Here is a 23,055-nt window from a genome sequence, read left to right on the forward strand (position 1 = left end):
TCCCTGCCCCCACGGACGCCCCCGATGCAGACCGTCCGCTTCGCCCGCCGCCTCCTCCAACGCGCCGACGCCAAGGCGATCTGGAAGATGGGTTGGAACCTCGGCCTCGGCGGGGCGAACAGCGTGCGACTGCACCGCAAGCGGATGAAGTCCGGGCAGTTCTTCCCGCCGTTTCTGTACGTCTCCGTCATCAACTCCTGCAATCTGCGCTGTCAGGGGTGCTGGGTGGACGTGGCCCACGAGCGGCAGGAAATCGACCTGCCGACGATGGATCGCCTTATCAACGAGGCGAAGGAGATGGGCAACCGCTTCTTCGGCCTCGTCGGCGGCGAGCCGTTTATGCATCCGCAGCTTCTCAAAATCGTCGAGAATCACCCGGACTGCTACTTCCAGATCTTCACCAACGGTCAGTTCATCACCGCCGACGTGGCGAAGGAGATGCGGCGCCTGGCGAACGTGACGCCGCTGATCTCCGTGGAAGGAAACGAGACCGTCTCCGACGAACGCCGCGGCCGGAAGGGCGTGTATAACAAGACGCTCCGCGGTATTCAGAACTGTCTGGATCACAAAGTGCCGACCGGCGTCTGCACCAGCGTCGCGGCGTCGAACTTCGACGACCTCGTCAACGACGCCTGGCTCGACAAATTGATCGACATGGGCGTGCTCTATACCTGGTTCCACGTTTATCGCCCGATGGGACCGGACGCCTGCGAGGACCTCTGTCTGTCGCGGGAGCAGCAGAAAAAACTGCGGGAGTTCGTCGTCACCCGACGGGCCAGCAAGCCGATCGCGATTATCGACGCCTATTACGACGGCGAAGGCAAAGCCCTTTGCCCGGCGGTCACGGGGATCTCGCATCACATTAATCCGTGGGGCGATATCGAACCCTGCCCGATCGTGCAGTTCAGCAAGGAATCGATCCATCAAACGGGCGGCCGCGCCGGCGACGACCCCCGTCATTTGAAGGATCGCTTCATGGAAAGCCGGTTCCTCAAGGACTTCCGCGACGTCGCCGCCGCTTCGACCCGCGGCTGCATCGTGCTGGAACGACCGGATCTGTTGAAGGAAGTGGTCGAAGCCCATTCCGCCGAGGACAGCACCGCCCGCCGCACCGCGATGGCGGAGCTATCCGCGATGACGGTGCGAACCAGTCAATATCACCCCGGCGACGAAGTGCCGGAGAAAAGCTGGGCCTATCGACTGGCGAAGAAGTATCTATTCGCGGACTTCGGCGTGTACAACGGCCACGATCACACCGGCAAGGCGGCGCCGTATTTATTGGATCGAGCCGAAGTCGACGGCGCCCCGGTCAAACCGGCGGCGGCGGAAGCGGACCTCGTGCAACTGACGGTCTGAACACCCCGTGATCATTCTTCGCCAACCCGAAGCGTCAGCGAGGGCTTCGGTCGCGTCCCCGGATTCGCCCTCGCTGACGCTTCGGGTTGGTGAACTTTCATGACCACCACCGTTCTCGTCCTCAATGCGGGCAGCAGTTCGCTGAAGTGGATGCTGTTCGACGCCCCGGCGCTCTCCCGCCTGCGGTCCGGGATGGTGGAGCGCCTCGGAGAGCCGACCGGCCCGGGGACGCACGCGGAGGCGTTGGCCTCCGTGCTGAGCGAACTGGGCAACGTTCGCCCCGCCGTCGTCGGACACCGCATCGTCCACGGCGGGCGGACGTTCACCGGGCCGGCCCTGCTGGACGAGTACGCGGTCGCGGAGGTGCAACGGCTCGTGCCCCTCGCCCCGCTGCACAATCCGCCGGCGCTGGCGGGGATCGCCGCCGTCGCGGAGCGGCTGCTGCACGTCCCGCAGGTGGGGGTCTTCGATACGGCCTTCCATCAAACCATGCCGGAAGCCGCCGCTCGCTACGCCCTGCCGCTGTGGTGCGAACGGGACCACGGCGTCCGTCGTTACGGCGCCCACGGCACGTCCCATCAATACGTCTCGCGCGTCGCCGGCGAGTTTCTTCAGCGAACCGACGGCCGCGACCCGGAGCCCCGTCGTCGGGAAGACTGGAACTTCGTCACCTTGCACTTGGGCAACGGATGCAGCGCCGCGGCGGTGCGCGGGGGCGTGTGCGTCGATACCAGCATGGGCCTCACCCCGCTGGAGGGGCTGGTGATGGGCACCCGCTGCGGCGACCTCGACCCGGCGGCGGTGACGCATCTCCAGCGGTCGGCGGGGCTGTCGGCCGAGGAGGTGAACCGCGTGCTCAACCGGGAAAGCGGTCTCAAAGGGCTGTGCGGCGAAAACGACGTGCGCCGCGTGCTGGCCCGCGCGGCGGACGGGGATGCGGAGGCCGACCTCGCCCTCGACATCTACTGCCGCCGCATTCGTAAGTACGTCGGAGCGTACGCGGCGATTCTCGGGCGCTTGGACGGCCTCGTGTTCACGGCCGGGGTGGGCGAGAACGCCGCGGAGATCCGCCGACGGGTCTGCGAACCGCTGGGCGGCTTCGGCGTCACGCTCGACGCGGCCGCGAACGAAGTCCGATCGAAAGAACCCCGCCGGATCGACGCCGGCGGGTCCGCGGCGGTCCTCGTCGTGCCCACGGACGAAGAACAGGAGATCGCCCGACAGGCGTGGGGGTTGGTGAGGGGCGACGACGCGGCGTAGACTGGATCTATGAGCGATCCGTCGTCTCCCGCCGCCGACCCGCCGTACGCCTCGGCCGAGAGTCTGCCGGCGCTGCCGAAGCCGGAGGAGATCTCCTCTCTTTCGCAGTTATTCGGGGTGTTGAAAGGGCGGTTCGACTTGGACACGGAACTGGCCGAACTGCGTTCAGATCGCGACGACTGGGGGGGCGACGTGGAGCGGGCGTCCGACCTTGAGGCGGGCGGTGACTGACGAAACCGCGGACGTCACGACGGCTCTCCCGGGACGAAAGCCGGAACCGCTACGGCTCAGTTGGGACTCGTCGATCCTGATCGCGTTTCTGAATGGCGAACCGGCGGGCGCCGGCGGGGCGGACGTCGTCAACGCCGTCGACGCCGGTCAGGCGACGTTGATTTCCTCGGCGGTCGTCGTCGCCGAGGTGCTCCGCCCGAAGTACGACGCGGCCACGTTGGCGCTCTACGATCGGGCATTCGGTTTGCCAGGCGTCGAGGTCGTGAACGTCGACGCCGACCTTGCCCGATTCGCCGCCGACCTGCGGGCCGAGTGTCCTAGATCGGAAAAAGGGAGGACGCTTCAAGTCGCCGACGCGATCATCCTTGCTACAGCAGTCCGACATACAGACGTGCTGTACGCCCGGGACCGTCATCTTCTCCGATTGAACGGGCACGCCCTGACCGGCGGACTGACGATCATCGAACTCCCGCCGGCCGCCGCCTGACCCCATGTTCTATCGCCATACGCTCCCCAACGGCGTCACCGTTCTCGCGGAACTCGATGCGGAGGCCCACTCCGTCGCGGTCGGCTACTTCGTGCGGTGCGGTCGGCGGGACGAACCGGAGGAACTGGCCGGCGTCTCGCACTTCCTCGAACACATGGCCTTCAAAGGCGACGAGCGGTACAGCGCGGAGGACGTGAACCGCGTGTTCGACGAGATCGGCGCCAAGTACAACGCCTACACCTCCCACGAGCAGACCGTCTATTACGCCGCCGTCCTGCCGGAGCACCTGCCGATCGCGGTCGATCTGCTCTCGACGCTCACCCGGCCGATCCTGCGGGACGAAGAGTTCGAACTGGAAAAGCAGGTCATCCTGGAGGAGATCGGGATGCACGACGACCAACCCGGCAGCGTGGCCTACGACGCGCTGAACGAGGCCCACTTCGCAGGACATCCGCTCGCCGGCAGCATTCTCGGCTCGAACGAATCCGTCGGCGGGCTGACGATCGAGGCGATGCGCGACTACCACGCGACCCGGTACGTCGGCTCGAATCTGATCCTCGCCGTCTGCGGCAACGCAGACTGGGACGCGGTGTTGAAACTGGCCGAGGAGCACGCCAGCCGGGCGCCGAGCGGCGAGACCGACCGCCCCCTGCCCGAGCCGGCCCCCCGGCCGACCGCGCGGGCGATCCACAAGCCGGAGAACGCCCAGGAAACGGTGATGCTGGCGGGGAACGCCCCGTCGAACGCCTCCCCGCTGCGGCACGCGGCGGAGCTATTGAGCGTGATCGTCGGCGACGACACCGGCAGCCGGTTGTTCTGGGAATTGGTCGATCCCGGCCGCTGCGAAGCCTGCGAGTTGAGCTACACCGACTTCGCCGGCGCCGGGATATACCTCACCTATCTCTCCTGCGACCCCGACCGGGCCGCGGAGAACGTCGCGGCGGTGCGGGAGGTATTCGACGCCGTCAACGCCCGCGGGATCACCGCGGAGGAGCTGGAACAGGCCAAGAACAAGGTCGCCAGCCGGATCGTTTTACGAAGCGAACGCCCGATGGGCCGCCTCGGCAGCCTCGGCGGGAACTGGCAGGACCGCGGCGAATATAAAACCGTGGAGGACGACCTCGCCGATCTCCGCCGGCTGACCGTCCACGACCTGCGCGATCTGCTGACGAAGTATCCGCTGGAGATCGTCACCACGGTGGGCGTCGGACCGTTGGATACGTTGGAGGCTTGAACAAGCTCGTCACCGTCCGCGAGATGACCGCCGCCGACCTCGAACCGGTCCGGCTCATTTATAATTCCTCCGTCGAGCACACGACCGCCGTCTGGACGGAGGAGACGCGCGACGCGGCCGAGCAGCGGGCGTGGTTCGAGGAGAAGCAGGCCGCCGGCTGGCCGATCCTGTTGGCCGTGGATGAGAACGCCGCAGACCCTGTGCTGGGTTATGCGACGCTGGGCCCGTTCCGATCGCAGCCGGGGTTTTGCCGCACCGCGGAACACAGCATCCACGTCGCCCCCGCCGCCCGCGGCCGCGGCGTCGGCCGCTCGCTCCTCGCCGCCCTGATCGAACGAGCCGAAGCACTGCCGCTGTGGGGGCTGATCGGCGTCATCTCCGCCGACAACGCCGCCAGCCTCGCCCTGCACGCCGCCCTCGGCTTCGAAGAAGTCGGCCGCTTCCCCGGCGTGGGTTTGAAGTGGGGGCGCCGGCTGGACGCGGTGTTTGTACAGAAGCGGATTGGATAACGGATCAGCCGCTCAGCGGCAGCGTTTTATTAAACGGAGACCGACTCAAGAACGAGCGAGCCCTCGTGTGCGTAGACGACTGAGCCAGCCGGGAAATAGAGCGACCATTCGGGCTCGTCAGGTTCGCTGGCTACAGAGCGAAGCAGTCGCCCGGAGTGGAGCGACAAAATAAGTTCTAAAGAAGGAGAAGCGGTAACGCAGCGAATCCGCTCGCCGCTGATCGCGGTGACGATGCGTGATGCCGCATCCGGATCAGTGGACGAAAACTCTCGGCCGGCCCCTGATTCGAGTACCCATTGAAAACCAAGATAGGCAGTATGCTCGGCCTTGGGCCGCCCGGACTGGCAGTAGGCCTTGGTGAGCGGCCCAATCTCGATATACAGAGCCGTGTAGTCGCCGAGCCACACCCTTGTGATGGGGAGTCCGATGGCGAAACTGGTGAGCTCTGCGAATCGCTGCTCATCGATCGACATGGTCGCAACCTCCTTGCCGCCCATTTAATGTACATTTCGCAAAACGAATGATAATTTGCGCCGGGCGCCATGCTCTCACGCCCCGGGAGCGAAGCGGATGGGGCAGGTGAGCATGCGAGCGACGACGTGAGAAGAGATAACTTCGTACTTCACACGGCATTGTTCGGTCCGCCGCCGGAACCTGTCGACCGTCACGGCGTTCGCCGGGCGGGGGGATTGGCCGCGACCGCAGAGTCGGCTTTGTGTGGAGCCTCGTCCTCTCGGTTCGGCTCTCGCGACTTGCTCTTCAGGCCGTGGGCTTCGAGCCGGCCGACGGCCAACAGCACGATGAAGGCGGTGACGGCCGCCGTGACGGCGACGCGGAACATCCCCAACCCGCAGGCCACGCCAAGTCCGCCGACGACCCAGATGGTCGCCGCGGTGGTCATGCCGCGGACGTTGCCGCGCGACTGCAGAATGGCGCCGGCCCCGAGGAATCCCAGTCCCCCGATCACTCCGGAGACCGCACGGACCGGGTCGGCGCGGATGCCGTCGTGGGGGAAGGCCGACAACGACAGGCAGAGCTCGATCGTGACGATCGTGACCGTAGCCGCCCCGATGGCGACCATCATATTCGTGCGCAAGCCGGCCGGTTTGTCGTGTACCTCGCGCTCCCAGCCCAACACGCCGGCGATGCCCGCGGCGGAGAGAATACGCACGACAATCTCACCTAAGGTGAGTTCTTCCATCAGTGATCTCGGCGGAGTGGCCGCGGTCGGCCCGCTGGGGCAAGGATCATAGCGTGACGCTGATCGGCTCGCCCCCGGAACGCACGGCGTGCGATCCCGGCTTCTCCCTCATCGACCGATCGCCGCGACCGCGAACACCCCGGTCAGGTAGACGAACGTGCCGACGAACAGCAGGTCGATCGCCCGGCGCCGACGGCGTTCTTCGGGGCTGTAATAGAACAACTGTACGCCTAGTCGCGTGCCCCAGAAGAGGGTCAGGAAGCCGCTCAGTCCGCGGCCGAGGCCGGCGCCGCTCGACAGTTCGCCGGGATAGGCGAAGCAGGCGAGGCTGAGGCCGACGACCGTCAGCACGATGTAGACGTTCTGCACCCAAAACACCTGCCGCACCGACGACGGCAGCGCCGCGACCGCCTCCGGGTAGCGCAGCATCTTCACCGCCACGAAGTTCGCCGAGGCGATCCCCAATTGGAGCGCCCCGGCGAGGTAGAGAAGGATATCCATGCCGTTTTGACCGCGGCTCACGCCCGGCCGTCACGGCATCGGCCGAGCTGGTCAGCCCGCGCACATCGCTTTCAAGATGCCCGTCACGGACGTCGCGAGCGACGGGGAAACGTCGCACGGTCCGTCCTTGGTGAGGCGGACGAGACAGTCGCCAAACGCATCGCCCGTGTGCAGAGCGATCGCGGCGGCGGCAATCACTGGCGACCGGCTCATCCCCGCGCTGCAGGCGATCAACGTCCGCCGCCCGGTCCTCAAGAGTAAAGAGACACTCTCAACGGCGAAGACGAGCAATGACTCGGGGTTCGAGCCGTCGTCATGCAACGGCACTCGGACGTAGACGAGATCCCGCCCGAGTTGGGCGGGCCGCTCCTCTGCGGCGAGATCGACGACCGCAGCAATCTCCAAGTCATACAGTCGGCGGAGGTCCCGGGCGGAGCCGGCGTTACCGAGGTAAACCGAGCCGTTGAACGCCGGGCGGATCACTCCTCTTCGGCGGAGCTGCCGGCGTCTTCGTCCTCGTCGGCGGCGGAGGCGACGGAGCCGATGCCGCAGACACTCTGCTTGACGGCTTCGACGCGGTCGGCGGCGGCTTCCTTGGCCGGGACGTCGACGTAGGTCGCGTTCTCCAGCAGGAAGTCGACGGCTTTACGCTCGCGGAGCTGGGCCGCGAGGTTCTCAATCATGCCGCTTTTGGCCAGGCGGGACCGCACGCGGCGGACCGGCTCGCCCTGCTGGAGGGCCATCAGCGTGATCTCCCGGTCGAGTTCGCCGGGGGTCGGCTCGATGTCGTTCTCCTCGGCGACGCGGTCGAGGATGAAGTGTTCCTTGAGCGCCTGCCGGGTCGAGGTGACGGCGTTCTGCTTCAACTCGTTCTCACGCGCCCGAATCTGGGCGGTGGTGAAGCCGGCCTGCTGCATCTCGAGCAGTTCGCGACGCAGGGCGTTCTCGGTCTGGCGACGGACCAGCTTCTCGGGGAGATCCCAGTCGGCGGACTCGACCATCGTGCTGAGCAACTGCTCGCGGGCGTCCTGCCGCTGGCGGTACTCGCGCTGGCGGGTGAGGGAGCCGCGGATCTGCTCGTCCAACTCGTCGCTGCTCTCCACGCCGATGCGGTCCAGCAGCTCCTTGGTGAGCGTCGGCAGCTTGAGCACGGCGATGGAAAGCACCTCGAACTTGCCGGTGACTTCCTCGCCGCGGAGTTCGACCCGCTCCGCCTCGGGGGAGACGGTCAGCGTGGCTTCCTTCACGTCGCCGACGTTCGCTCCGGCGAGCAAATCATCGAAGCCTTCCAGCTCCGCATCGGTGAGGCGGAGGATCGGCTTCAGCTTGGCCTTCAGCTCCGGAACGACGTGCAGTTCCTTGCCGTCGTGGGAGAAGGTCACCTTCAGCTTGAGGGTGTCGCCGGCCTCGGCGGCCCGCTCCTGCGGCTCAAGGCGGCCGTACTGCGTGAGGAACTCCTCGCGGTAGGCGGCGACTTCGGCGTCGGTGACTTCGGCGTCCGGGCGCTCGATCTTCAGACCGGACAGGTCCGGCATGTCGAACTTGGGGCGGACTTCGACATCGAACTCGTATTCGAAGTCGCCCTCGTCCGGCAGGTCGAGGGTGGAGACGTCGAGGTCCGGCTCGTTGATGGGGTCGAGGTCCTGCTCCTCGGAGACCTGTTCGAGGCTGTCGATCAGCACCCGCTGCTTGACCTGCCCGGCCAGTTCTTCTTTGAACCGCTTCTTGATCAGCGTGACCGGCACGCGGCCGGCGCGGAAGCCGGGAACCTGGGCCTCATCGGCGTACTCGCCGACGGCTTCTTCGAGCGCGGCGTCCAGTTCCGCCCGGGCGACGGTCACTTTGACGTGCTTCAGGCAGGGACCGGCGTCCTCGACCTCGACGGTCAGATCCATCTTGCGACGGTCGTCTGCGAACCCTTCGCCCAGCGCCTCGTCGTCGAAGGCCTCATCCGTGGCGGGATCATCCAGAACGGGGGCGTCGGTCGACATTGGGTGGGAACGTGCGGGTCGGGAACGGAATGCGGGTCGGGTAGCGTACCCGCGAGCGAGATTTGCTCAACGCAGCGGCCCCCGGCGCACGGGGGCGGGCGCAAAAAGTAACGCCGAGGCTCCGCGGAGCCTCGGCGTTACGAGTGTTGCAGGCGAAAAGCGGGTGACCGGGCTCGAACCGGCGACCTTCAGCATGGCAAGCTGACGCTCTACCAATTGAGCTACACCCGCCTGCGTGACCCGGAGAACCGTGAGGTTCGCCGCGTCGGGGGGAACAGTATCGGCCGGACAGGCGAGCCGTCAACCGATCTTCGCGGAGAGACACCGGCAAAGTCAGCGAGGTTCGCCCCTCGCATGGAGCCGCGACCGTCAGGGAGCGTCTCTCGTGACTCGCGATCGCACAGAGACGCTCCCTGACGGTCGCGGCTCTCCCATTCTCTCGGATTCGGGCATCACGGCTCACCCCGCCGCTTCCCTCAACCGATCCAGCACGGTCTGCGTCCGCAATGCCAGCTTCACCCCGTCTTCATCCCCGCCGGCGCGAATCGCGGCGGCGGCCTTCGTGAGGAACTCGACCTGCGGGTCAAACGGGGGGAGTTCGATCCGCTCCGCGTCGCCGCGTTGGTCGTGGTAGAAGTGGCGGACCTTCTCCGGGTCGCGGGGATTGGTGAAGTCGTCGCAGACGAGGCTGCCCGCTTCCCCGGCGAACTCGATCCAGTTCCGCCACGCGGTGCCGTAGCTCACGTCGAAGCCGGCCGTGCGATCGCCGGGGAAGGTCAGCGTGCAACTGGCGGCCACGTCGACCGGGTCGCCGGAGTCGTTCGTTTCGTGGGCGAGATGACAGGCGACGCGCACCGGGTCGTCGTCGAAGGCCCACAGCGCCGCGTGGACGCAGTACCAGCCGAGGTCCAGCAGCACGCCGCCGCCGCGGTGCGGGTCGAGGCGGTGCTCCGTATCGCCCCAGCCCTCGGCGTGGAAGCTGAACGCGGCCGTCACCCTGCGCAGTGAGCCGATCGCCTCGGAGTTCAACGCGTCCCGGAACGCGATCGCCCGGGGGGTGCGGGTCCATTGGGTGCCGTCGATCAGGGCGACGCCGGCGCCGTTTTTCGCGGCGGCGCACGCCTTGGCGAGAGCGGCGGCGTCCGCGGCGTTTTGGGTGAGGGGTTTCTCGCAGAGCACGGCCTTGCCGGCCGCGGCGGCGGCACGCCCCCATTCGAGATGCACGTGTGGCGGCAGTGCGAGGTAGACGGCGTCCACCGCCGGATCCGCCAGCACGTCCTCGTAGCTGCCGGTCGAGAGGGGCACGTCGTGCAGGGAGGCGAACGACGACGCCCGGTTCGCGTCCCGGCTGCCGACCGCGACCGCCCGCACCGCCGGCGTCCGCGCCATCGCCGCGGCGAGTTTCCCGGCGATCCGCCCCGTCCCCAGCACCCCGAAGCGGATCGGTTCCGTCGCCTGGACGTCGTCCGGGTCCGAGTCTTCGCCGACGGTCTTCACGCCGCTACTTGCCGCTGGTGGACTGTGAGTAATCCCGCAATCGAATCATGCGGCTCTCGGAGAGCACCCGCTTCAGCGCTCGGAATAACTCCGAACGCACGCTCCGCAGGCTCGCCGGCTGGGCCAGCACGCGGCAGGTGCCGGTGGCGGCCAACGCGTTCTTTTTCTTGGCCTGAGCCGCACTGACCAGCGCCACGACCGCGATCGGTTCCCCCTCCGCCCCCTGCGCCTTCAGGGTGCCGAACAGCCCGAACAGCCCGTCTCCCAACGCCTCGCCCATCACGAGCACGGCGTCCGGCGGGTCCAGCTCCAGCATCGCCAACGCGTCGTCGGCGCCGTCGCAGCCGATCACTTCAAACCCGCGTTTGGAGAGGTACTCCGTGATGATCCCCCGCTTGGAGGGGCGGTTCTCGACCAGCAGCAGCTTGGGCGGCGGGCGCTCCCCGGATCGCTCCTCCGCGGAGCCGTCGAGACTCAGATCGCTCGATTCGTCTTCGAGGTCCGTGTGTTCCGGGACGTCGGCCAGCGTGGCGGCGAGCGACCGCAGGGCGTCGGCGGCCTCGGCGGCGGTCCGGTAGCGGCTCGTCGGGTTCCACGCCATCAGCTTGCCGACCACCGAGACCAGCGCCGGCGGGAGGTCCGGGGCGTGATCCACGATCGGCGTCACGTCCCGGTAGCGACTCACCGAGGAGCGTTCGCTGCGCACGGAGGTCGAGGGCCACGGCGGGACGCCGGTCAGCAGTTCGTACAGGATCGAACCGAGGAAGAATAGATCGCTGCGGGGATCGTCGCGGGGCGCCTGCGTGGCCTTCTCCAGCGTCGAATACTCCACGGCTCGCAGGTCGGCGCCGTCGTCCCCCTCGCCGCCCAGGCCGAAGTCGACCAGCTTGGCATTGCCCCGGGTGTCGAACAGCACGTTGCCGGGCTTGAGGTCCCGGTGGGTGATCCCGAACTTCATCGCGTGGGCGAGGCCCTCGGCGATGTCCAACGCGATCCCCACGGCGTCCTTCGGGCTGAGCTTCCCCCGGATCGTGAGGAAGTCTCGCAGGTTGCCTCCCTCCACGAACTCCATCACGAAGTAGTGCCGGCCGTCGTCGGAGCCGACGTCGAGGATCGGCACGACGTTGGGGTGCTTCAGCTTGGCGGCCATCCGGGCCTCCTTCTCGAACGCCGCGACCTGTTGCGGGTCCGAGGCGTGCCGACCGCGGAGCACCTTCAAGGCGACGCTGCGGCCGTTCTTGTCCTCCGCCCGGTACACGCGGGCGAAGGCGCCGGCGGCGTTGCGGTAGATCAGCTTGTAACCTCCGATCACCAGCGTTTCGATCTCCCCGTTCCGGGTGAGGTCGGCCTGAAAGTTGGTGAGAATCCCCGCCTCTTCCAAGGCGTCGATAACCGTTTCCGGCGTGCGCTTCGAGGAGGGAACCGCGGAGAGGCCGACGTCGAACTGCTGCTGCGTGATCAGGCCGCCGTCGACCAGCCGTTTGCCCAGTTCCTTGACCGTCTTGGCCGGACCGGACGGCTTTTTCGAGAGGAACCAGGCCACGGCGGACGTGATGTGAGGAAGGCGGGAGGCCCGCGCGGCGTTGCGGTCTGGAACGACCGCGGAGTTGCGTGCCCAGTGTAACGCCCCCGCGCACCCGTGGGAGCGTGATCGGACCGTGAAGAGGGACGCAGTCCCGTTGATCCGTCAGTCCCGATCGTACAACGAGACGCACGTCTCCAACCGGGCGCCGCCGTCGGGGGCGGTCGGATCGTCGGCGACGGCGAACTCCGCCGGCCCCCACATCGACGCCCCCGCGTGTCGGCCGTCCGCCCCCAGCAGATAGAACTTCAATCCGAAGTTCGGCCGGCCCGCGTCGTCCCGCAGTCGGTCCGGCGTCGTCGCGGCGACCCGTTTAAGCACGGCGAGTCCCGCTTCGCTCGGACTGAGGCCGCCGCGCATCAGTTCGACCGCGGCGAAGCTGCACAGGTTTTGCAGGTTCGCCTCGCCCCGCCCCGTGCTGCCGGCACTGCCGACGCCCGCTTCGCAGTACAGCCCGGCCCCGATGATCGGCGAATCGCCGACCCGCCCGGGGATCTTGAAGGCCAGCCCGCTGGTCGTCGTGGTGCAGCCCAACTCCCCCGCGGCGTTGATCGCGGAGAGGTGAATCGTGCCCGTCGGCCGCGGCAGGCGGAATCGCCCGGCCGCATCCGCCAACCGCGGCCCGTTCTCCTCAAACGAAAAACGCAGCAGGGCGGAGACGTCTTCGTCCTCCTCCTCGCTGGCGGGCGGGACGATCCAATCGTCGGCGTCCGACAGCTCCTCCTTCCACCGCAGCCAGATCCGACGGGCGCGGTCGGTGAGTAGTTCCTCCTCTTTGAACCCGTGGGCCGTGGCGAACCGTCGGGCGCCCTCGCCGACCAGCAGCACATGATCGGTCCGGGTGCGGACCAACTCCGCGACCCGGGCGGGGTGCATCACGCCCCGCAGCGCCGCGACCGCCCCGGCGGTGTGCGTCGGCCCGTGCATCACCGCGGCGTCGAGTTCGACCACGCCGTCCTCGTTCGGCAATCCGCCCAGGCCGACGGACAGGTCGTTCGGGTCCTGCTCCACCAAGCCGACCGCTCGAATCGCCGCCGCCAAGGGATCGTCCCCCACTGCCATATCCCGCACCGCCTGCCCCACCGAAGTTAGCCCGTTGGAACTGGACACCGCCTTCCCTCGAAACCCCTCCGGCGGGCCGACGCTCGCTTGCGGTTTCGCGGGTCGTTCTTGTCCTCCCGCGACTCCGGCCCATAGCGCGGCCAGCGGAGCGGCGGCGAGCAACGATCGGCGGGGCAGCGACATGAGGGTCGGGCAGCGTCGGGGGGATCATCCGCGGGGGTTCGCACGATAGGCCGACTGACAGCCCCACGCACGAGCGCACCGTTCGGTCGCGTTCGGGCGGAAGCCGCCTCACCATGATCGAAACTCGCCGATCCGATTGCCCGACCGAGCCGCGCCCGATGCCCCGCCCGATCCTCCCGTCGCTATTCCACCTGCTGGCAGCGACGTTTTCCCTGTCCGCCGCGGCGGCGGGCGAACCGCCGGACATGTTGATCTACATCGCGGACGACCATTCGCGGCGGGATTGCAGCGTGTACGAGGGCGGCTTGGTCGAGACGCCGCACCTGGAAGCGTTGGCCGCCGATGGGATGATCTTCGAAAACGCCTTCGTCGCGTCGCCCACCTGCGCGCCCAGCCGAGCCGCCCTGCTGACCGGTCTGATGCCCGCCCGCAACGGCGCCGAGGAGAACCACAGCTACCCTCGCGAGGAGGTCCTGAAGCTGCCCGAAACGCTCAAGGCGCTGGGCTACGAGGTCGCCGCGTTCGGCAAGGTGGCCCACGGCGGATCGGCCCCGAGCTACGGCTTCGACGTGGCGGAACGGGCCTCGAACCTCCCCAAACTCCGGGAGAACGTCGCAGGCTACCTGACGAACCGCACCTCGGCGAAACCGCTCTGTCTATTCGTCGGCATCAGCAATCCGCATGTCCCCTGGCCGGCGGAGACGTCGTTCGACCCGGCGGAGGTCGAACTGCCGCCGACGTTCCTCGACACCCCACGCACTCGGGTTCAGCGGGCGCGATATCTGCAAGAGGTGAAGGAATTGGACGAGTTCCTCGGCGAACTCCGCACGCTGGCCGCGGAGCATCTGCGGCCCGACCCGTTGGTCGCCTACACCAGCGATCACGGCGCCCAGTGGCCGTTCGGCAAGTTCACCCTCTACGACGACGGCATCCGCGTGCCGTTGATCGTCAGTTGGCCGGGGCACGTCGAACCGGGTTTGACCTCGGAGGCGATGGTCAGCTGGGTCGACCTGCTGCCCACGCTGATCGACCTCGCCGGCGGGGAGACGCCGGCGGGGCGGGACGGGTTCTCCTTCGCCAATGTGCTGCTGCGAGACCTCACGTTCGAGGAGATGGCCCTGCGTCGTCACCCGGAATTGTCACGGGACGATATCAACGTGCACACCAACGGTCCGCCGCGGGTCGACGTGCACTGGGACGACCTGCATCGCTCGGAAATCTTCACCACCCACAGCGGCGACCGCGAATACAACGTCTACCCGATGCGATCAATTCGCACCGGCCGCTGGAAATACATCCGTAACCTCCGTCCGGAATACGCCTTCACCACGCACATCGACTTGCTGGTGCGAGAGACTTCCGGCGATTACTGGCTCGAATGGCTGGAGCAGGCGAAGACCGATGCCGCCGCTAAGGAACTTGTATTCCGGCGCTACTACCAGCGCCCGTTAGAGGAGCTGTATGACCTCGACGCCGACCCGCACGAACAGCACAACCTCTGGACCGACCCCGATCCCGACCTCGACTCAAAGCTCATCGTCGCCGTGCGGAACGATCTCTCCCACCGCCTGAACGTCTGGATGAAACGACAGGGGGACGAGCGAAAGATCTTCAACGAACCCCGACTGCTGACCGACCCGGAATGGTGGACTCCCGGTTCAATGATCGACCAACGCAAGTAACGCCGTGTGCCATGCTCTCACCGACCGTGGGAGCGAAGCGGACTCGGTCGGGGTGAGCATGCGAGCGACTCGCGAACCTCTGGGCGCTCACGCCGCTCCGCATGCTCACCCGTCTCGTCCGCTGACGCTCCCGAGCCGTGAGAGCATGGCACACTAGCCAGTTCTCGCCTCCGCCCGCACACTCCCGCGCATGTCTGACTCCGCCACCTCTCTCCCGCCGCACCGCCCCGAACCCGCCGCCAGCGGCGGATCGAACCGGTATTCCGCCCGCATCACCGCCCCGGCAAGCCAAGGCGCCAGTCAGGCGATGCTGTTGGGCACCGGTTTGACGCTGGACGATTTGAAGAAGCCGCAGGTGGGCGTCGGCAGCGTTTGGTACGAGGGGAACACCTGCAACATGCACCTCCTCGATCTGGCCGCGGAGGTGAAGACCGGCCTGACCGCCGCCGGGCTGGTCGGCCTGCGGTTCAACACGATCGGCGTCTCCGACGGCATCTCGATGGGCACGGAGGGGATGAGCTATTCCCTGCAATCCCGCGACCTGATCGCCGACAGCATCGAGACGATCGTCGCCGCCCAGTGGTACGACGGCCTCGTGACGCTGCCCGGCTGCGACAAGAACATGCCCGGCGCCGTGATCGCCATGTGCCGGCTCGATCGCCCCTCCGTGATGGTCTACGGCGGCACCATCCAACCCGGCTGCCGCCCCGGCCGCACCCCCGCCGCCGCCGGCGGGATGGACAACGATGCGCTCGTCCCGGACGCCCAGCAGAACGACGGCGCGACGGAAGAAGGCGACAAGCTGGACATCGTCTCCGCCTTCCAAAGCTACGGCCAGGCGATCGCCGGCAGCATCACGGAGGCCGAGCGGCAGGAGATCGTCGCCAACAGTTGCCCCGGCGCCGGCGCCTGCGGCGGCATGTACACCGCCAACACGATGGCCTGCGCGATCGAAGCGCTGGGTCTGAGCCTGCCCTACAGCAGTTCGATCCCCGCCACCGACCCCGGCAAGATCCAGGAATGCCGGGCTGTGGGCGAGGTGCTCAAGGACTGCCTCGAAGCCGATCGCAAACCGTCCGACCTGCTGGATAAGACGAGCTTCGAAAACGCCGTCGCCCTCGTCACCGCGCTGGGCGGCAGCACGAACGCGGTGCTGCACCTGCTGGCGATGGCCCATGCCGCGAACGTCGATTTCACCCTGGACGACATCGCCGCCGTCTCCGAACGCACCCCCTACCTGGCCGACCTGAAGCCCAGCGGCCAGTTCGTGATGAGCGATCTTCACGCCGTCGGCGGCACCCCGGCGGTGATGAAGATGCTGATCGCCGCCGGCCTGATGGACGGCTCCCGCCCGACCGTCACCGGCCGAACACTCGCCGAGAACGTCGCCGACCTGCCGGACCTGCTCGAAGGCCAGAAGGTCATTCACGCGGTCGACGACCCGATCAAACCGACCGGCCACCTGCGGGTGCTCAAAGGCAACCTCGCCCCCGGCGGCGCCGTCGCCAAGATCACCGGCAAGGAGGGGTTGAAGTTCACCGGCCCCGCCCGCTGCTTCAACAGCGAAGAGGACATGCTCGCCGGCCTCGAAGCCGGCAAGATTCAGAAGGGCGACGTGGTGGTGATTCGTCACGAAGGCCCGGTCGGCGGCCCCGGGATGCCGGAGATGCTGACCCCCACCAGCGCCATCGTCGGCGCCGGCCTCGGCCCGCACGTGGCGATGGTGACCGACGGCCGCTTCAGCGGCGGCTCGCACGGCTTCATCGTCGGCCACGTAACCCCCGAGGCCCACCTCGGCGGCCCGATCGGCCTGATCCGCGACGGCGAAACCGTCACCGTCGACGCCGAATCCAACGCCCTCTCCGTCGACCTGACCGACGAAGAGTTGGCCGACCGCAAAGCGAACGCCCCCGAGTTCCCCCCCCGCGCCACCCGCGGCACGCTGGGCAAGTACGTCAAACTCGTCTCCGACGCCAGCACCGGCTGCGTGACGGACGGATGATTTGCGGCCGCTGACCGACGCCCCCCGCTTCGCCGTCGCCGTTAGGCGGCGCGTTGTTCAGAACACGCGCTGTCTGCATGTAGCCTCAGGCATTCACCTGTTCAAAAACGACCGGCGGACGACTGACCTCGGCCAACTCCGACGCGATCGCGGCCGGGTCGTACTGACGGGCCGCACGGATGCGCACGATCGGAAGACCGGCCGCGGCGAGGGCCCTGTCTTTCACCCCGTCTGCCCTTCGGGCTCTCGCGGTGTTGTGTGATGCGTCATCCAGCTCGACCACGGCGACCGGCACCAAGGACGAACCTTCGCAGATCACAAAGTCGACATGCTTCTGGGACACTTTGCGAAAGTGCGTGAGGTAGTTCGCGGACTCCTGAGGAACCTCCACCAGATCGGCGAGCCGGACCTTCGAGAAAATGGTCTGGCCCGCTTCCTTCGCTTCGATCAGGACGCTGTAGAACCGTCGCTCTGCCGGCGACAACAGGGAGGCCACACGCCGATACGGCAGCGGCTCACCTGAGGGCTCATCCGGCGGGTCCATCGGGGGCGCGGTCTTCCGTAACCGGGTTTTGCGTAGGATCGCCTTGACGATCCAGCGGGTGAACAACTTGAAGAGCGCCGGCAGAAGCACAAGGCTCAAGCCTCCCAGCACGATCGGCCAATAGAGGGGTTCCAACAGGCCGAAGAGCGTCGGCGATTCGGTTTCCGTGGGCACTTAGCAGGTTCAGTCGGGGATGGAGTCGGTCTGTGCGAAACCTGACCAACTCCGAGCATGATGCCCTTAGCACGAAGGGCCGGCAAAGCGGGGCGAGGATGTGAGCGACGACGGCGGGGTGGCCGGGGTCGGCCGGCGAGCCGCGCCGGGAGAGCGTATCGGCATGGACCGGCCGCCCCCGGGAGGGACGACGCGCGGTCTCGGAAGAGAGCGATCGGGCGTCGCCCGTTCCGGGGGCGGCCCGGCCACGCTCACACCTTGGACGGGAGCCGACAGCGGGCCGACCCCGGCCACCCGTCCGCTTGTTGTCGACGACACAGAGACGGGATCGGTTACGGAGCGGGAGACCCGGAAGCCTCACTATACTGTCGCATGATTTCTTCGAGCGGCAACCAATACAACTCCTTCATGCCCTTGCGCTCACCCCCTTTCTCTTCCTTACACAATTCAATATATCCAGCCAAGTGAAAGACGATCTGGATGCAGCAGTTCTTGAAGTCGTCCTTGACCTTCTCGGGATCATCGGAGCCCTTGCAGCCGATCTTCAAGTCCATGCTTCGCAGAGCTTCGATGACGTGCTTCCGCGTTTCGTTTATCGCCTTCCCGTCCCGGTCTCGAAACGAAGTGTCGAAGCCGAGACCCTGCCCTATCCGACCATCGAAGTGAGCAGCACGGTTCCTGATTTCGGCGATTCTTTCGCAAGCAATGATTACATAGTTGGGCACTAGCCCGAACATGGCGACGATTTTGATGCGACCGCCGATCGTCATGCCCGAGCCGGTCGAGAGATAAGCACGCGTCTTGTCTTCGTCCACCGCGGCGGATCGAATCAAGTCACCGAGCATTTCTTCAATCAACGCACAAAGAACTAATACGGTCCCTCGATCCGATTCGGTCTCGACGTGCCGAAATGCATCGGAAAGACGCTGCGTTCCAGAATTTCGATAAACCATCACGAGTGCGGATATCACGCTGAACACCGGAGACGGCTTTATATCAACAGGCATAGCTACGCCCTGAAGTTGCTAACGCTTTGAGGAAATGGTCGGATAGAGTACACGGACAAGCCCTACGTTAGACAAGTTCGGGCGGGTGACATTGTTCCGTGTGCCATGCTCTCACTGGCCGGCGGAGCGGCAGCGGAGCCGGACGGGATGAGCATGCGGAGCGACGCCCGCCCCCGCAACAGGCCGTCGGCGTCTCACTCCATGCCCACCCGCCTCCGGCGTGAGAGCAGGGCGCCCGGCGGCGGCCCGGTCGTGGTCGTTCCGGGGGCAAGATGACCCGCGGGGCGGCGTGGGGCGGCTCGATCTATTCTAATCCCGGGGAACCCGCCTCCCCCGCTCCGCCGCGCGGGGCCGAGACGCCCCCTGACGAACTGGTCTGACGAACCCAATCGACCCCATGGCTTACGACTGGAAGAACCTCAAGGGCGACCTGTTCGGCGGGCTGGTGGCGGGGATCATCGCCCTGCCGCTGGCGCTGGCGTTCGGCGTGCAGTCCGGGTTGGGGGCCGAAGCCGGGCTGTACGGCGGGATCGCGGTCGGCATCTTCGCGGCCCTGCTCGGCGGCACGCGGACGCAGGCGTCCGGCCCGACCGGCCCGATGACCGTCGTCTCCGCCTCGATCGTCGTGTACGCGATCTCCGCGGCCGGAGACCTCAAGAGCGGCCTCGGGATCGTGCTGCTGTCGTTCCTCGCCGGCGGGGTGTTCCAAATCGGGCTGGGCCTGCTGGGCGTCGGCCGGTACGTCCGCTACTTCCCCTACCCGGTCGTGAGCGGGTTCATGAGCGGCGTGGGGGTCATCATCATCCTGCTGCAGCTCTGGCCGCTGCTGGGGGAGAAGTCGCCCAAGTCGACGCTCGGGGTCGTCACGAAGTTCGGCGAGTCCGACTGGCAGATTAATTGGGCCGCGGTCGGGCTGGGCCTGTTCACCCTCGTGGTCAACTACCTCTTCCCGAAGGTGACCAAGAAGGTCCCCAGCGTGCTGGTCGCCCTGCTGGCCGGCACCGGGGCGGCCCTGCTGCTGGGCCTGGACGTGCCGACGATCGACGACATCCCCTCCGGCCTGCCGGCCCCGCAGTTCGACGCGCTCTTCGACGTCGCCGCGGAGCACTACCTGTTCGTGCTCCAGAGCGGCCTGACGCTGGCCCTGCTGGGTTCGATCGACTCCCTGCTGACCTCGGTGATCGCCGACAACCTGACCCGGGACCGGCACGACAGCCGGCGGGAGCTGATCGGGCAGGGCGTGGGGAACGCGATCGCGGCGGTGTTCGGCGGCATCCCGGGGGCTGGGGCGACCAAGGGGACGGTCGTGAACATCAACGCCGGGGCGAAGACGCGGCTGTCCGGCGTCACGCACGGCCTGTTTCAGCTGGCCGCCCTGCTGGGGGCGGGGGCGCTGGTGTCGTACATCCCGCTCAGCGTGCTGGCCGGCCTGCTGATCTCCGTGGGGATCGCCATCATCGACACCAAGGGGCTGAAGCACCTGACGGACGTGCCCAAAGCCGACGCCGCGGTGCTGCTGGTCGTGTTCGTCTGGACGGTGTTCGGGAACCTGATCCACGCCGTGGCGGCCGGCGTGGTGCTGGCCAGCGTGCTGTTCATGAAGAAGGCCGCCGATTTGATCGAGGCCGGGTCGACCGTCTCGCCGCTCGACCCGGAGCCCGTCTGGGAGGACGAGTCGGCCGGCGCCCAAACCGAAGCGGCCGCCGGAACCGCGGCCGCCGGGCTGCCCGCCGCCGAGGAGGGCGTCTTCGTCAAGCACCTGTACGGCCCGCTGTTTTTCGGGTTCAGCGCCGGCTTCCGGGACTTGGTCGAAACGCTGCCGGCGGAGGCGGAGGTCGTCGTGATCCGCGGGGAGCGGGTTCCTTATATCGACCAGTCGGGCCTCTACACCCTGGAGGACGCCGCCCTGGCCCTGACGCGGAAGGGCAAGTCGGTCGTGCTGACCGGCTTCCGCGGCCAGCCGCTGGACATGCTCCGCCGCGTGGAGTTGATCCCCGGCCTCATCCCGGAGGCCCGCGTCTTCGACACCTTCGCGGACTTCCGGGCATGGCTGCGGGCCGGCAAGCCCGAGCCGGCCGAGGAGGCGAATGCGTCGAGTTAGTACAGGTTTTGCTGGGCGCCGGGCGCCATGCTCACACCGCGAAGCGTCCTTGGAGCGCTGTGAGCAGGCAAGCGACGCCGGCGGGTCGTTGAGGGGACCGCGTCGCTCTTCATGACCTACCGACTACAGCACCGGAATCTGCCCCCGTCCGTGGGTCGATCCCGACTCCTCTTCCGCCGCGAGCAGGCGCGCGACCAGATCCGCAAAACAAGACTGGCTGCGGATCTCCGCGTCTTCAGCGATGGTGTTCAGCAGCATGCGGACGCGTTGAAACTGTCGCGTCGCGAACACGCCGCGTTCGATGAGGAACAGGCAGGCGTCCGCCATTTTGAACGCCTGCCGCTCGTCCCTGTCGGGGACGTGGTAGAGCGTCTCGTACGTCTCCCGATTTCGCGCCACCTCCTGTTGGGCCTTCCGACACGCGACGCAGCGCACGCAGCCGGAATCGAGGCCGAACCCCAGTTCCTCGTACCAATACTGCTGCTCCGCGGCGAAGAAAATATACGGGCGTTTGCAGTCCCGGCATCGCCCCTCGAGGTCGAAATAGTGGGTCACCGCGAAGGTGGCGGGCGTTTGTTTCGCGAGATCAGCGGCGATCGCGGTGTTCGGGATGCGCTTGGCCGGCTCGAAATCGACAAGGAGATCGGCGTGCGGCCAAGCTTCCCCGACCGCGGCTTCATAGCGGGCGAGAACCTCTGCGCGGGTGGTCGTGTTCCAATGCAGATGGACGGCGGGATTCGTCGGGTCCGGGTCGAGTCCCGAAAGATTCGGCCCGCGGCCGAATCGGGGATGCTCGACGAACTCCGCGTAGCGATCGGACGGTTGCGGCATCAGGTGTCCTCGCGGGTGACCGGGATCGAATCGAAGTCTACTGACGCCGCTGCACGAGCGACGAAGGATTGGCCAGCCCGAGGCGCCCCGCATGACGCCCCCGGCGTTCCCTCACCCAGACTCCTGACACGCCGACCGGTTCGGGCGAAACGAGTCGGATCTTGCAGTGTGCCAGGCTCTCACCGCGTAGCGTCAGCGGAAGGGGTGAGCATGCGATCGACGTCCGACCGTCGTGAGCGAATCCTCGTCGCTTTGCATGCTCAGCCGCCTCCGGCGTGGGCGCACGGCACGCTGGCGCCCGGTCGCTTCGTCTATTCTTCTGGATCCGCCACTCCGTCGCCGTCGGCGTCGGTTACGCCGGAGAGCGGGTGGTTCGTCACGGCCTCCCAGGCGATCCGGCGGAAGAGGGCGTCGAGTTTCTCGCTGGGGTGATCCGACGAACCACGAAAGCGGATCGGGGCGTCGATCAACGCCGGGGAGCGACGATAGAGCGTCGCGTAGAAGACATAACCCTCCAGCCGGTCGAAACCGGGGCCGAGGTGGCCGATGCGGTCTTTCCAAACGGAGCGTTCCTTGCCGCCGGCGAGCCGGTGCACGCCCTCGACGCCCGGCAGCTTTCCTTCGGCGGCCAGCTTCGCCGCGGCGGCGACGGCGTCGTTGGTGGGCAGCACGTAGACCCGCTCCGTCGTCGCGGCCCGCACCGCCCGGACGAGCTTGAGGCTCTCGTCCTGCCGCTCCCGCCGCATGTGTTCGATCACCTCGGGGGTGAACACGTCGTCGGAGTCCGGCACGCGCGTCACGCCGGCGGCCCCGGTCAGTTGATCGATCTGCGGCCACGCGTCCGACAAATAAAACTTCATCTCCGGGTGATACTTCAAGCAGTACTCGATCCAGCAGGTATAAAACTCCGGCCGGTCGTGGTGGTAGGGCGAGAGGATCATCGCCTCCCAGTCCGCATTGGCGATCGCGGCGAGCAGCTTGGGGACGGGTTTGCCGTCGAATTGAAAGATCCCGTTCTCCTGCTCCCATTTATAGCGGGCGCTGCCGGTGACGCCGCCGCCGGTGTGCAGACAGAGCGGTTGTTCGAACCCCGCCGCCCGCGTGATCAGCGGCAGCGTGCCGTATCCCGGCGCCATAAAACTGTGTCCCACGCCGACGATTCGCATCCCCCCGTCGGTCGGTTTCGGGAACGACAGCGGTTCCGGCGCGGCGGGCGCCGACCGGGCGACCGGGCCGCGTTGGTAGAGTTCCAGTGTCGCGTCCGCGTCGAGTCGGCTGGCGGCATACGGGGGGAAGTCGGAATCGGCCCACCGCGGGTCGAGCTTCAACGGCGGCGGGGGACCGAGCTTGGCATTGTTCTGCGTCCCGCGCTGACCGCGAGCGGCGCGGCGGTACTCCGCGGCTTCCCCGGCGGTGAGGCGCCCGTCGCCGTTCGCGTCGGCTTCCGGGAATCGCTTCAGCCATTGGGCGAGCTGCCGCTCCGACGGCGGGGCCGACTGGGCGAACGCCGCCGTCCCTCCGACCGTACAGAGAACGAGCAGCGCGGCGAACGACCGGTGGACCGCGGGAGCGTCGAGCGTCATGGGAACGTCGTCAGGGGTTCGTGAAGTGAATTGATCG

Annotated in this window: 21 protein-coding genes and 1 tRNA gene; 9 read left to right on the top strand and 13 right to left on the bottom strand. The window is 67.1% G+C overall.

Annotated features, from left to right (window positions below; genetic code table 11):
• Window positions 1-24 precede the first annotated feature (24 nt).
• The 6 genes from LzC2_RS02015 to LzC2_RS02040 all read left to right on the top strand — a co-directional run bounded on the left by LzC2_RS02015 (window position 25) and on the right by LzC2_RS02040 (window position 5,077).
• Window positions 25-1,356 (top strand): radical SAM/SPASM domain-containing protein, encoded by a 1,332-nt coding sequence (locus LzC2_RS02015; protein WP_171183197.1) that lies wholly within the window; start codon window positions 25-27, stop codon window positions 1,354-1,356.
• Between the two features lie 99 nt (window positions 1,357-1,455).
• On the top strand, window positions 1,456-2,616 hold the full coding sequence (locus LzC2_RS02020) for an acetate/propionate family kinase (protein ID WP_171183199.1): 1,161 nt from the start codon (window positions 1,456-1,458) through the stop codon (window positions 2,614-2,616).
• Between the two features lie 9 nt (window positions 2,617-2,625).
• A complete protein-coding gene (locus LzC2_RS02025) occupies window positions 2,626-2,847 on the top strand; it encodes a hypothetical protein (RefSeq protein ID WP_171183201.1) in 222 nt (73 codons plus the stop codon).
• Complete coding sequence (locus tag LzC2_RS02030; RefSeq protein ID WP_171183203.1) at window positions 2,840-3,334, top strand: type II toxin-antitoxin system VapC family toxin; 495 nt, start codon at window positions 2,840-2,842, stop codon at window positions 3,332-3,334. The genes LzC2_RS02025 and LzC2_RS02030 overlap by 8 nt, the downstream gene beginning before the upstream one ends.
• 4 nt (window positions 3,335-3,338) lie before the next feature.
• Entirely contained in the window at window positions 3,339-4,568 is a 1,230-nt protein-coding gene (locus tag LzC2_RS02035; protein ID WP_171183205.1) for a M16 family metallopeptidase, read from the top strand.
• Window positions 4,565-5,077 (top strand): GNAT family N-acetyltransferase, encoded by a 513-nt coding sequence (locus tag LzC2_RS02040; RefSeq protein WP_206678532.1) that lies wholly within the window; start codon window positions 4,565-4,567, stop codon window positions 5,075-5,077. The genes LzC2_RS02035 and LzC2_RS02040 overlap by 4 nt, the downstream gene beginning before the upstream one ends.
• A gap of 29 nt (window positions 5,078-5,106) precedes the next feature.
• Here the strand turns inward: LzC2_RS02040 and LzC2_RS02045 are convergent, their stop codons facing one another.
• The 9 genes from LzC2_RS02045 to LzC2_RS02085 all read right to left on the bottom strand — a co-directional run bounded on the left by LzC2_RS02045 (window position 5,107) and on the right by LzC2_RS02085 (window position 12,959).
• A complete protein-coding gene (locus LzC2_RS02045) occupies window positions 5,107-5,574 on the bottom strand; it encodes a hypothetical protein (RefSeq protein ID WP_171183208.1) in 468 nt (155 codons plus the stop codon).
• Window positions 5,575-5,741: 167 nt separating this feature from the next.
• Window positions 5,742-6,278 (bottom strand): MgtC/SapB family protein, encoded by a 537-nt coding sequence (locus tag LzC2_RS02050; RefSeq protein ID WP_171183210.1) that lies wholly within the window; start codon window positions 6,276-6,278, stop codon window positions 5,742-5,744.
• Window positions 6,279-6,386: 108 nt separating this feature from the next.
• Window positions 6,387-6,779, bottom strand: coding sequence for a hypothetical protein (locus LzC2_RS02055; protein WP_171183213.1), 393 nt, complete (start codon window positions 6,777-6,779; stop codon window positions 6,387-6,389).
• Window positions 6,780-6,830: 51 nt separating this feature from the next.
• The gene (locus tag LzC2_RS02060; protein WP_171183215.1) at window positions 6,831-7,262 is read right to left on the bottom strand and encodes a dual specificity protein phosphatase family protein; all 432 of its coding nucleotides are present in this window, start codon (window positions 7,260-7,262) and stop codon (window positions 6,831-6,833) included.
• Complete coding sequence (gene tig / locus LzC2_RS02065; RefSeq protein WP_171183217.1) at window positions 7,259-8,770, bottom strand: trigger factor; 1,512 nt, start codon at window positions 8,768-8,770, stop codon at window positions 7,259-7,261. The genes LzC2_RS02060 and tig overlap by 4 nt, the downstream gene beginning before the upstream one ends.
• Before the next feature lie 158 nt (window positions 8,771-8,928).
• Window positions 8,929-9,001: transfer RNA gene (locus tag LzC2_RS02070), tRNA-Gly, on the bottom strand.
• Between the two features lie 228 nt (window positions 9,002-9,229).
• The gene (locus LzC2_RS02075) at window positions 9,230-10,267 is read right to left on the bottom strand and encodes a Gfo/Idh/MocA family protein (protein WP_171183219.1); all 1,038 of its coding nucleotides are present in this window, start codon (window positions 10,265-10,267) and stop codon (window positions 9,230-9,232) included.
• 4 nt (window positions 10,268-10,271) lie between these two features.
• Window positions 10,272-11,810 carry a protein kinase domain-containing protein gene (locus tag LzC2_RS02080; RefSeq protein ID WP_171183221.1) on the bottom strand — a complete coding sequence of 513 codons (1,539 nt, stop codon included), beginning with the start codon at window positions 11,808-11,810 and terminating at the stop codon, window positions 10,272-10,274.
• 144 nt (window positions 11,811-11,954) lie between these two features.
• Window positions 11,955-12,959 (bottom strand): glycosylasparaginase, encoded by a 1,005-nt coding sequence (locus LzC2_RS02085; protein ID WP_206678533.1) that lies wholly within the window; start codon window positions 12,957-12,959, stop codon window positions 11,955-11,957.
• A gap of 293 nt (window positions 12,960-13,252) precedes the next feature.
• Between LzC2_RS02085 and LzC2_RS02090 the strand changes: the two genes are divergently transcribed.
• Window positions 13,253-14,776, top strand: coding sequence for a sulfatase family protein (locus tag LzC2_RS02090; protein ID WP_171183225.1), 1,524 nt, complete (start codon window positions 13,253-13,255; stop codon window positions 14,774-14,776).
• Window positions 14,777-14,966: 190 nt separating this feature from the next.
• Entirely contained in the window at window positions 14,967-16,778 is a 1,812-nt protein-coding gene (ilvD, locus tag LzC2_RS02095) for a dihydroxy-acid dehydratase (protein WP_171183227.1), read from the top strand.
• Between the two features lie 85 nt (window positions 16,779-16,863).
• On the opposite strand, the gene LzC2_RS02100 is transcribed toward ilvD, so the two are convergent.
• Window positions 16,864-17,457, bottom strand: coding sequence for a DUF2726 domain-containing protein (locus LzC2_RS02100; RefSeq protein WP_171183228.1), 594 nt, complete (start codon window positions 17,455-17,457; stop codon window positions 16,864-16,866).
• A gap of 371 nt (window positions 17,458-17,828) precedes the next feature.
• On the bottom strand, window positions 17,829-18,467 hold the full coding sequence (locus LzC2_RS02105; protein ID WP_171183230.1) for a hypothetical protein: 639 nt from the start codon (window positions 18,465-18,467) through the stop codon (window positions 17,829-17,831).
• Window positions 18,468-18,900: 433 nt separating this feature from the next.
• On the opposite strand from LzC2_RS02105, the gene LzC2_RS02110 reads away from it, so the two are divergent.
• Window positions 18,901-20,604 (top strand): SulP family inorganic anion transporter, encoded by a 1,704-nt coding sequence (locus LzC2_RS02110; RefSeq protein WP_171183232.1) that lies wholly within the window; start codon window positions 18,901-18,903, stop codon window positions 20,602-20,604.
• Between the two features lie 123 nt (window positions 20,605-20,727).
• Here the strand turns inward: LzC2_RS02110 and LzC2_RS02115 are convergent, their stop codons facing one another.
• Entirely contained in the window at window positions 20,728-21,435 is a 708-nt protein-coding gene (locus LzC2_RS02115; protein WP_171183234.1) for a zinc-ribbon domain containing protein, read from the bottom strand.
• Window positions 21,436-21,746: 311 nt separating this feature from the next.
• Window positions 21,747-23,018 carry a hypothetical protein gene (locus LzC2_RS02120; protein WP_206678534.1) on the bottom strand — a complete coding sequence of 424 codons (1,272 nt, stop codon included), beginning with the start codon at window positions 23,016-23,018 and terminating at the stop codon, window positions 21,747-21,749.
• Window positions 23,019-23,055 lie beyond the last annotated feature (37 nt).

The sequence above is a fragment of the Alienimonas chondri genome, assembly GCF_013036045.1.
Classification (GTDB): Bacteria; Planctomycetota; Planctomycetia; order Planctomycetales; family Planctomycetaceae; genus Alienimonas; species Alienimonas chondri.

Coding starts and splice junctions, on each gene's coding strand:
- LzC2_RS02035 (WP_171183205.1), top strand. CDS start 3,339: ATGTTCTATCGCCATACGCTCCCCAACGGCGTCACCGTTCTCGCGGAA.
- LzC2_RS02110 (WP_171183232.1), top strand. CDS start 18,901: ATGGCTTACGACTGGAAGAACCTCAAGGGCGACCTGTTCGGCGGGCTG.
- LzC2_RS02025 (WP_171183201.1), top strand. CDS start 2,626: ATGAGCGATCCGTCGTCTCCCGCCGCCGACCCGCCGTACGCCTCGGCC.
- LzC2_RS02115 (WP_171183234.1), bottom strand. CDS start 21,435: ATGCCGCAACCGTCCGATCGCTACGCGGAGTTCGTCGAGCATCCCCGA.
- tig (WP_171183217.1), bottom strand. CDS start 8,770: ATGTCGACCGACGCCCCCGTTCTGGATGATCCCGCCACGGATGAGGCC.
- LzC2_RS02050 (WP_171183210.1), bottom strand. CDS start 6,278: ATGGAAGAACTCACCTTAGGTGAGATTGTCGTGCGTATTCTCTCCGCC.
- ilvD (WP_171183227.1), top strand. CDS start 14,967: ATGTCTGACTCCGCCACCTCTCTCCCGCCGCACCGCCCCGAACCCGCC.
- LzC2_RS02120 (WP_206678534.1), bottom strand. CDS start 23,018: ATGACGCTCGACGCTCCCGCGGTCCACCGGTCGTTCGCCGCGCTGCTC.
- LzC2_RS02045 (WP_171183208.1), bottom strand. CDS start 5,574: ATGGGCGGCAAGGAGGTTGCGACCATGTCGATCGATGAGCAGCGATTC.
- LzC2_RS02015 (WP_171183197.1), top strand. CDS start 25: ATGCAGACCGTCCGCTTCGCCCGCCGCCTCCTCCAACGCGCCGACGCC.
- LzC2_RS02090 (WP_171183225.1), top strand. CDS start 13,253: ATGCCCCGCCCGATCCTCCCGTCGCTATTCCACCTGCTGGCAGCGACG.
- LzC2_RS02020 (WP_171183199.1), top strand. CDS start 1,456: ATGACCACCACCGTTCTCGTCCTCAATGCGGGCAGCAGTTCGCTGAAG.
- LzC2_RS02055 (WP_171183213.1), bottom strand. CDS start 6,779: ATGGATATCCTTCTCTACCTCGCCGGGGCGCTCCAATTGGGGATCGCC.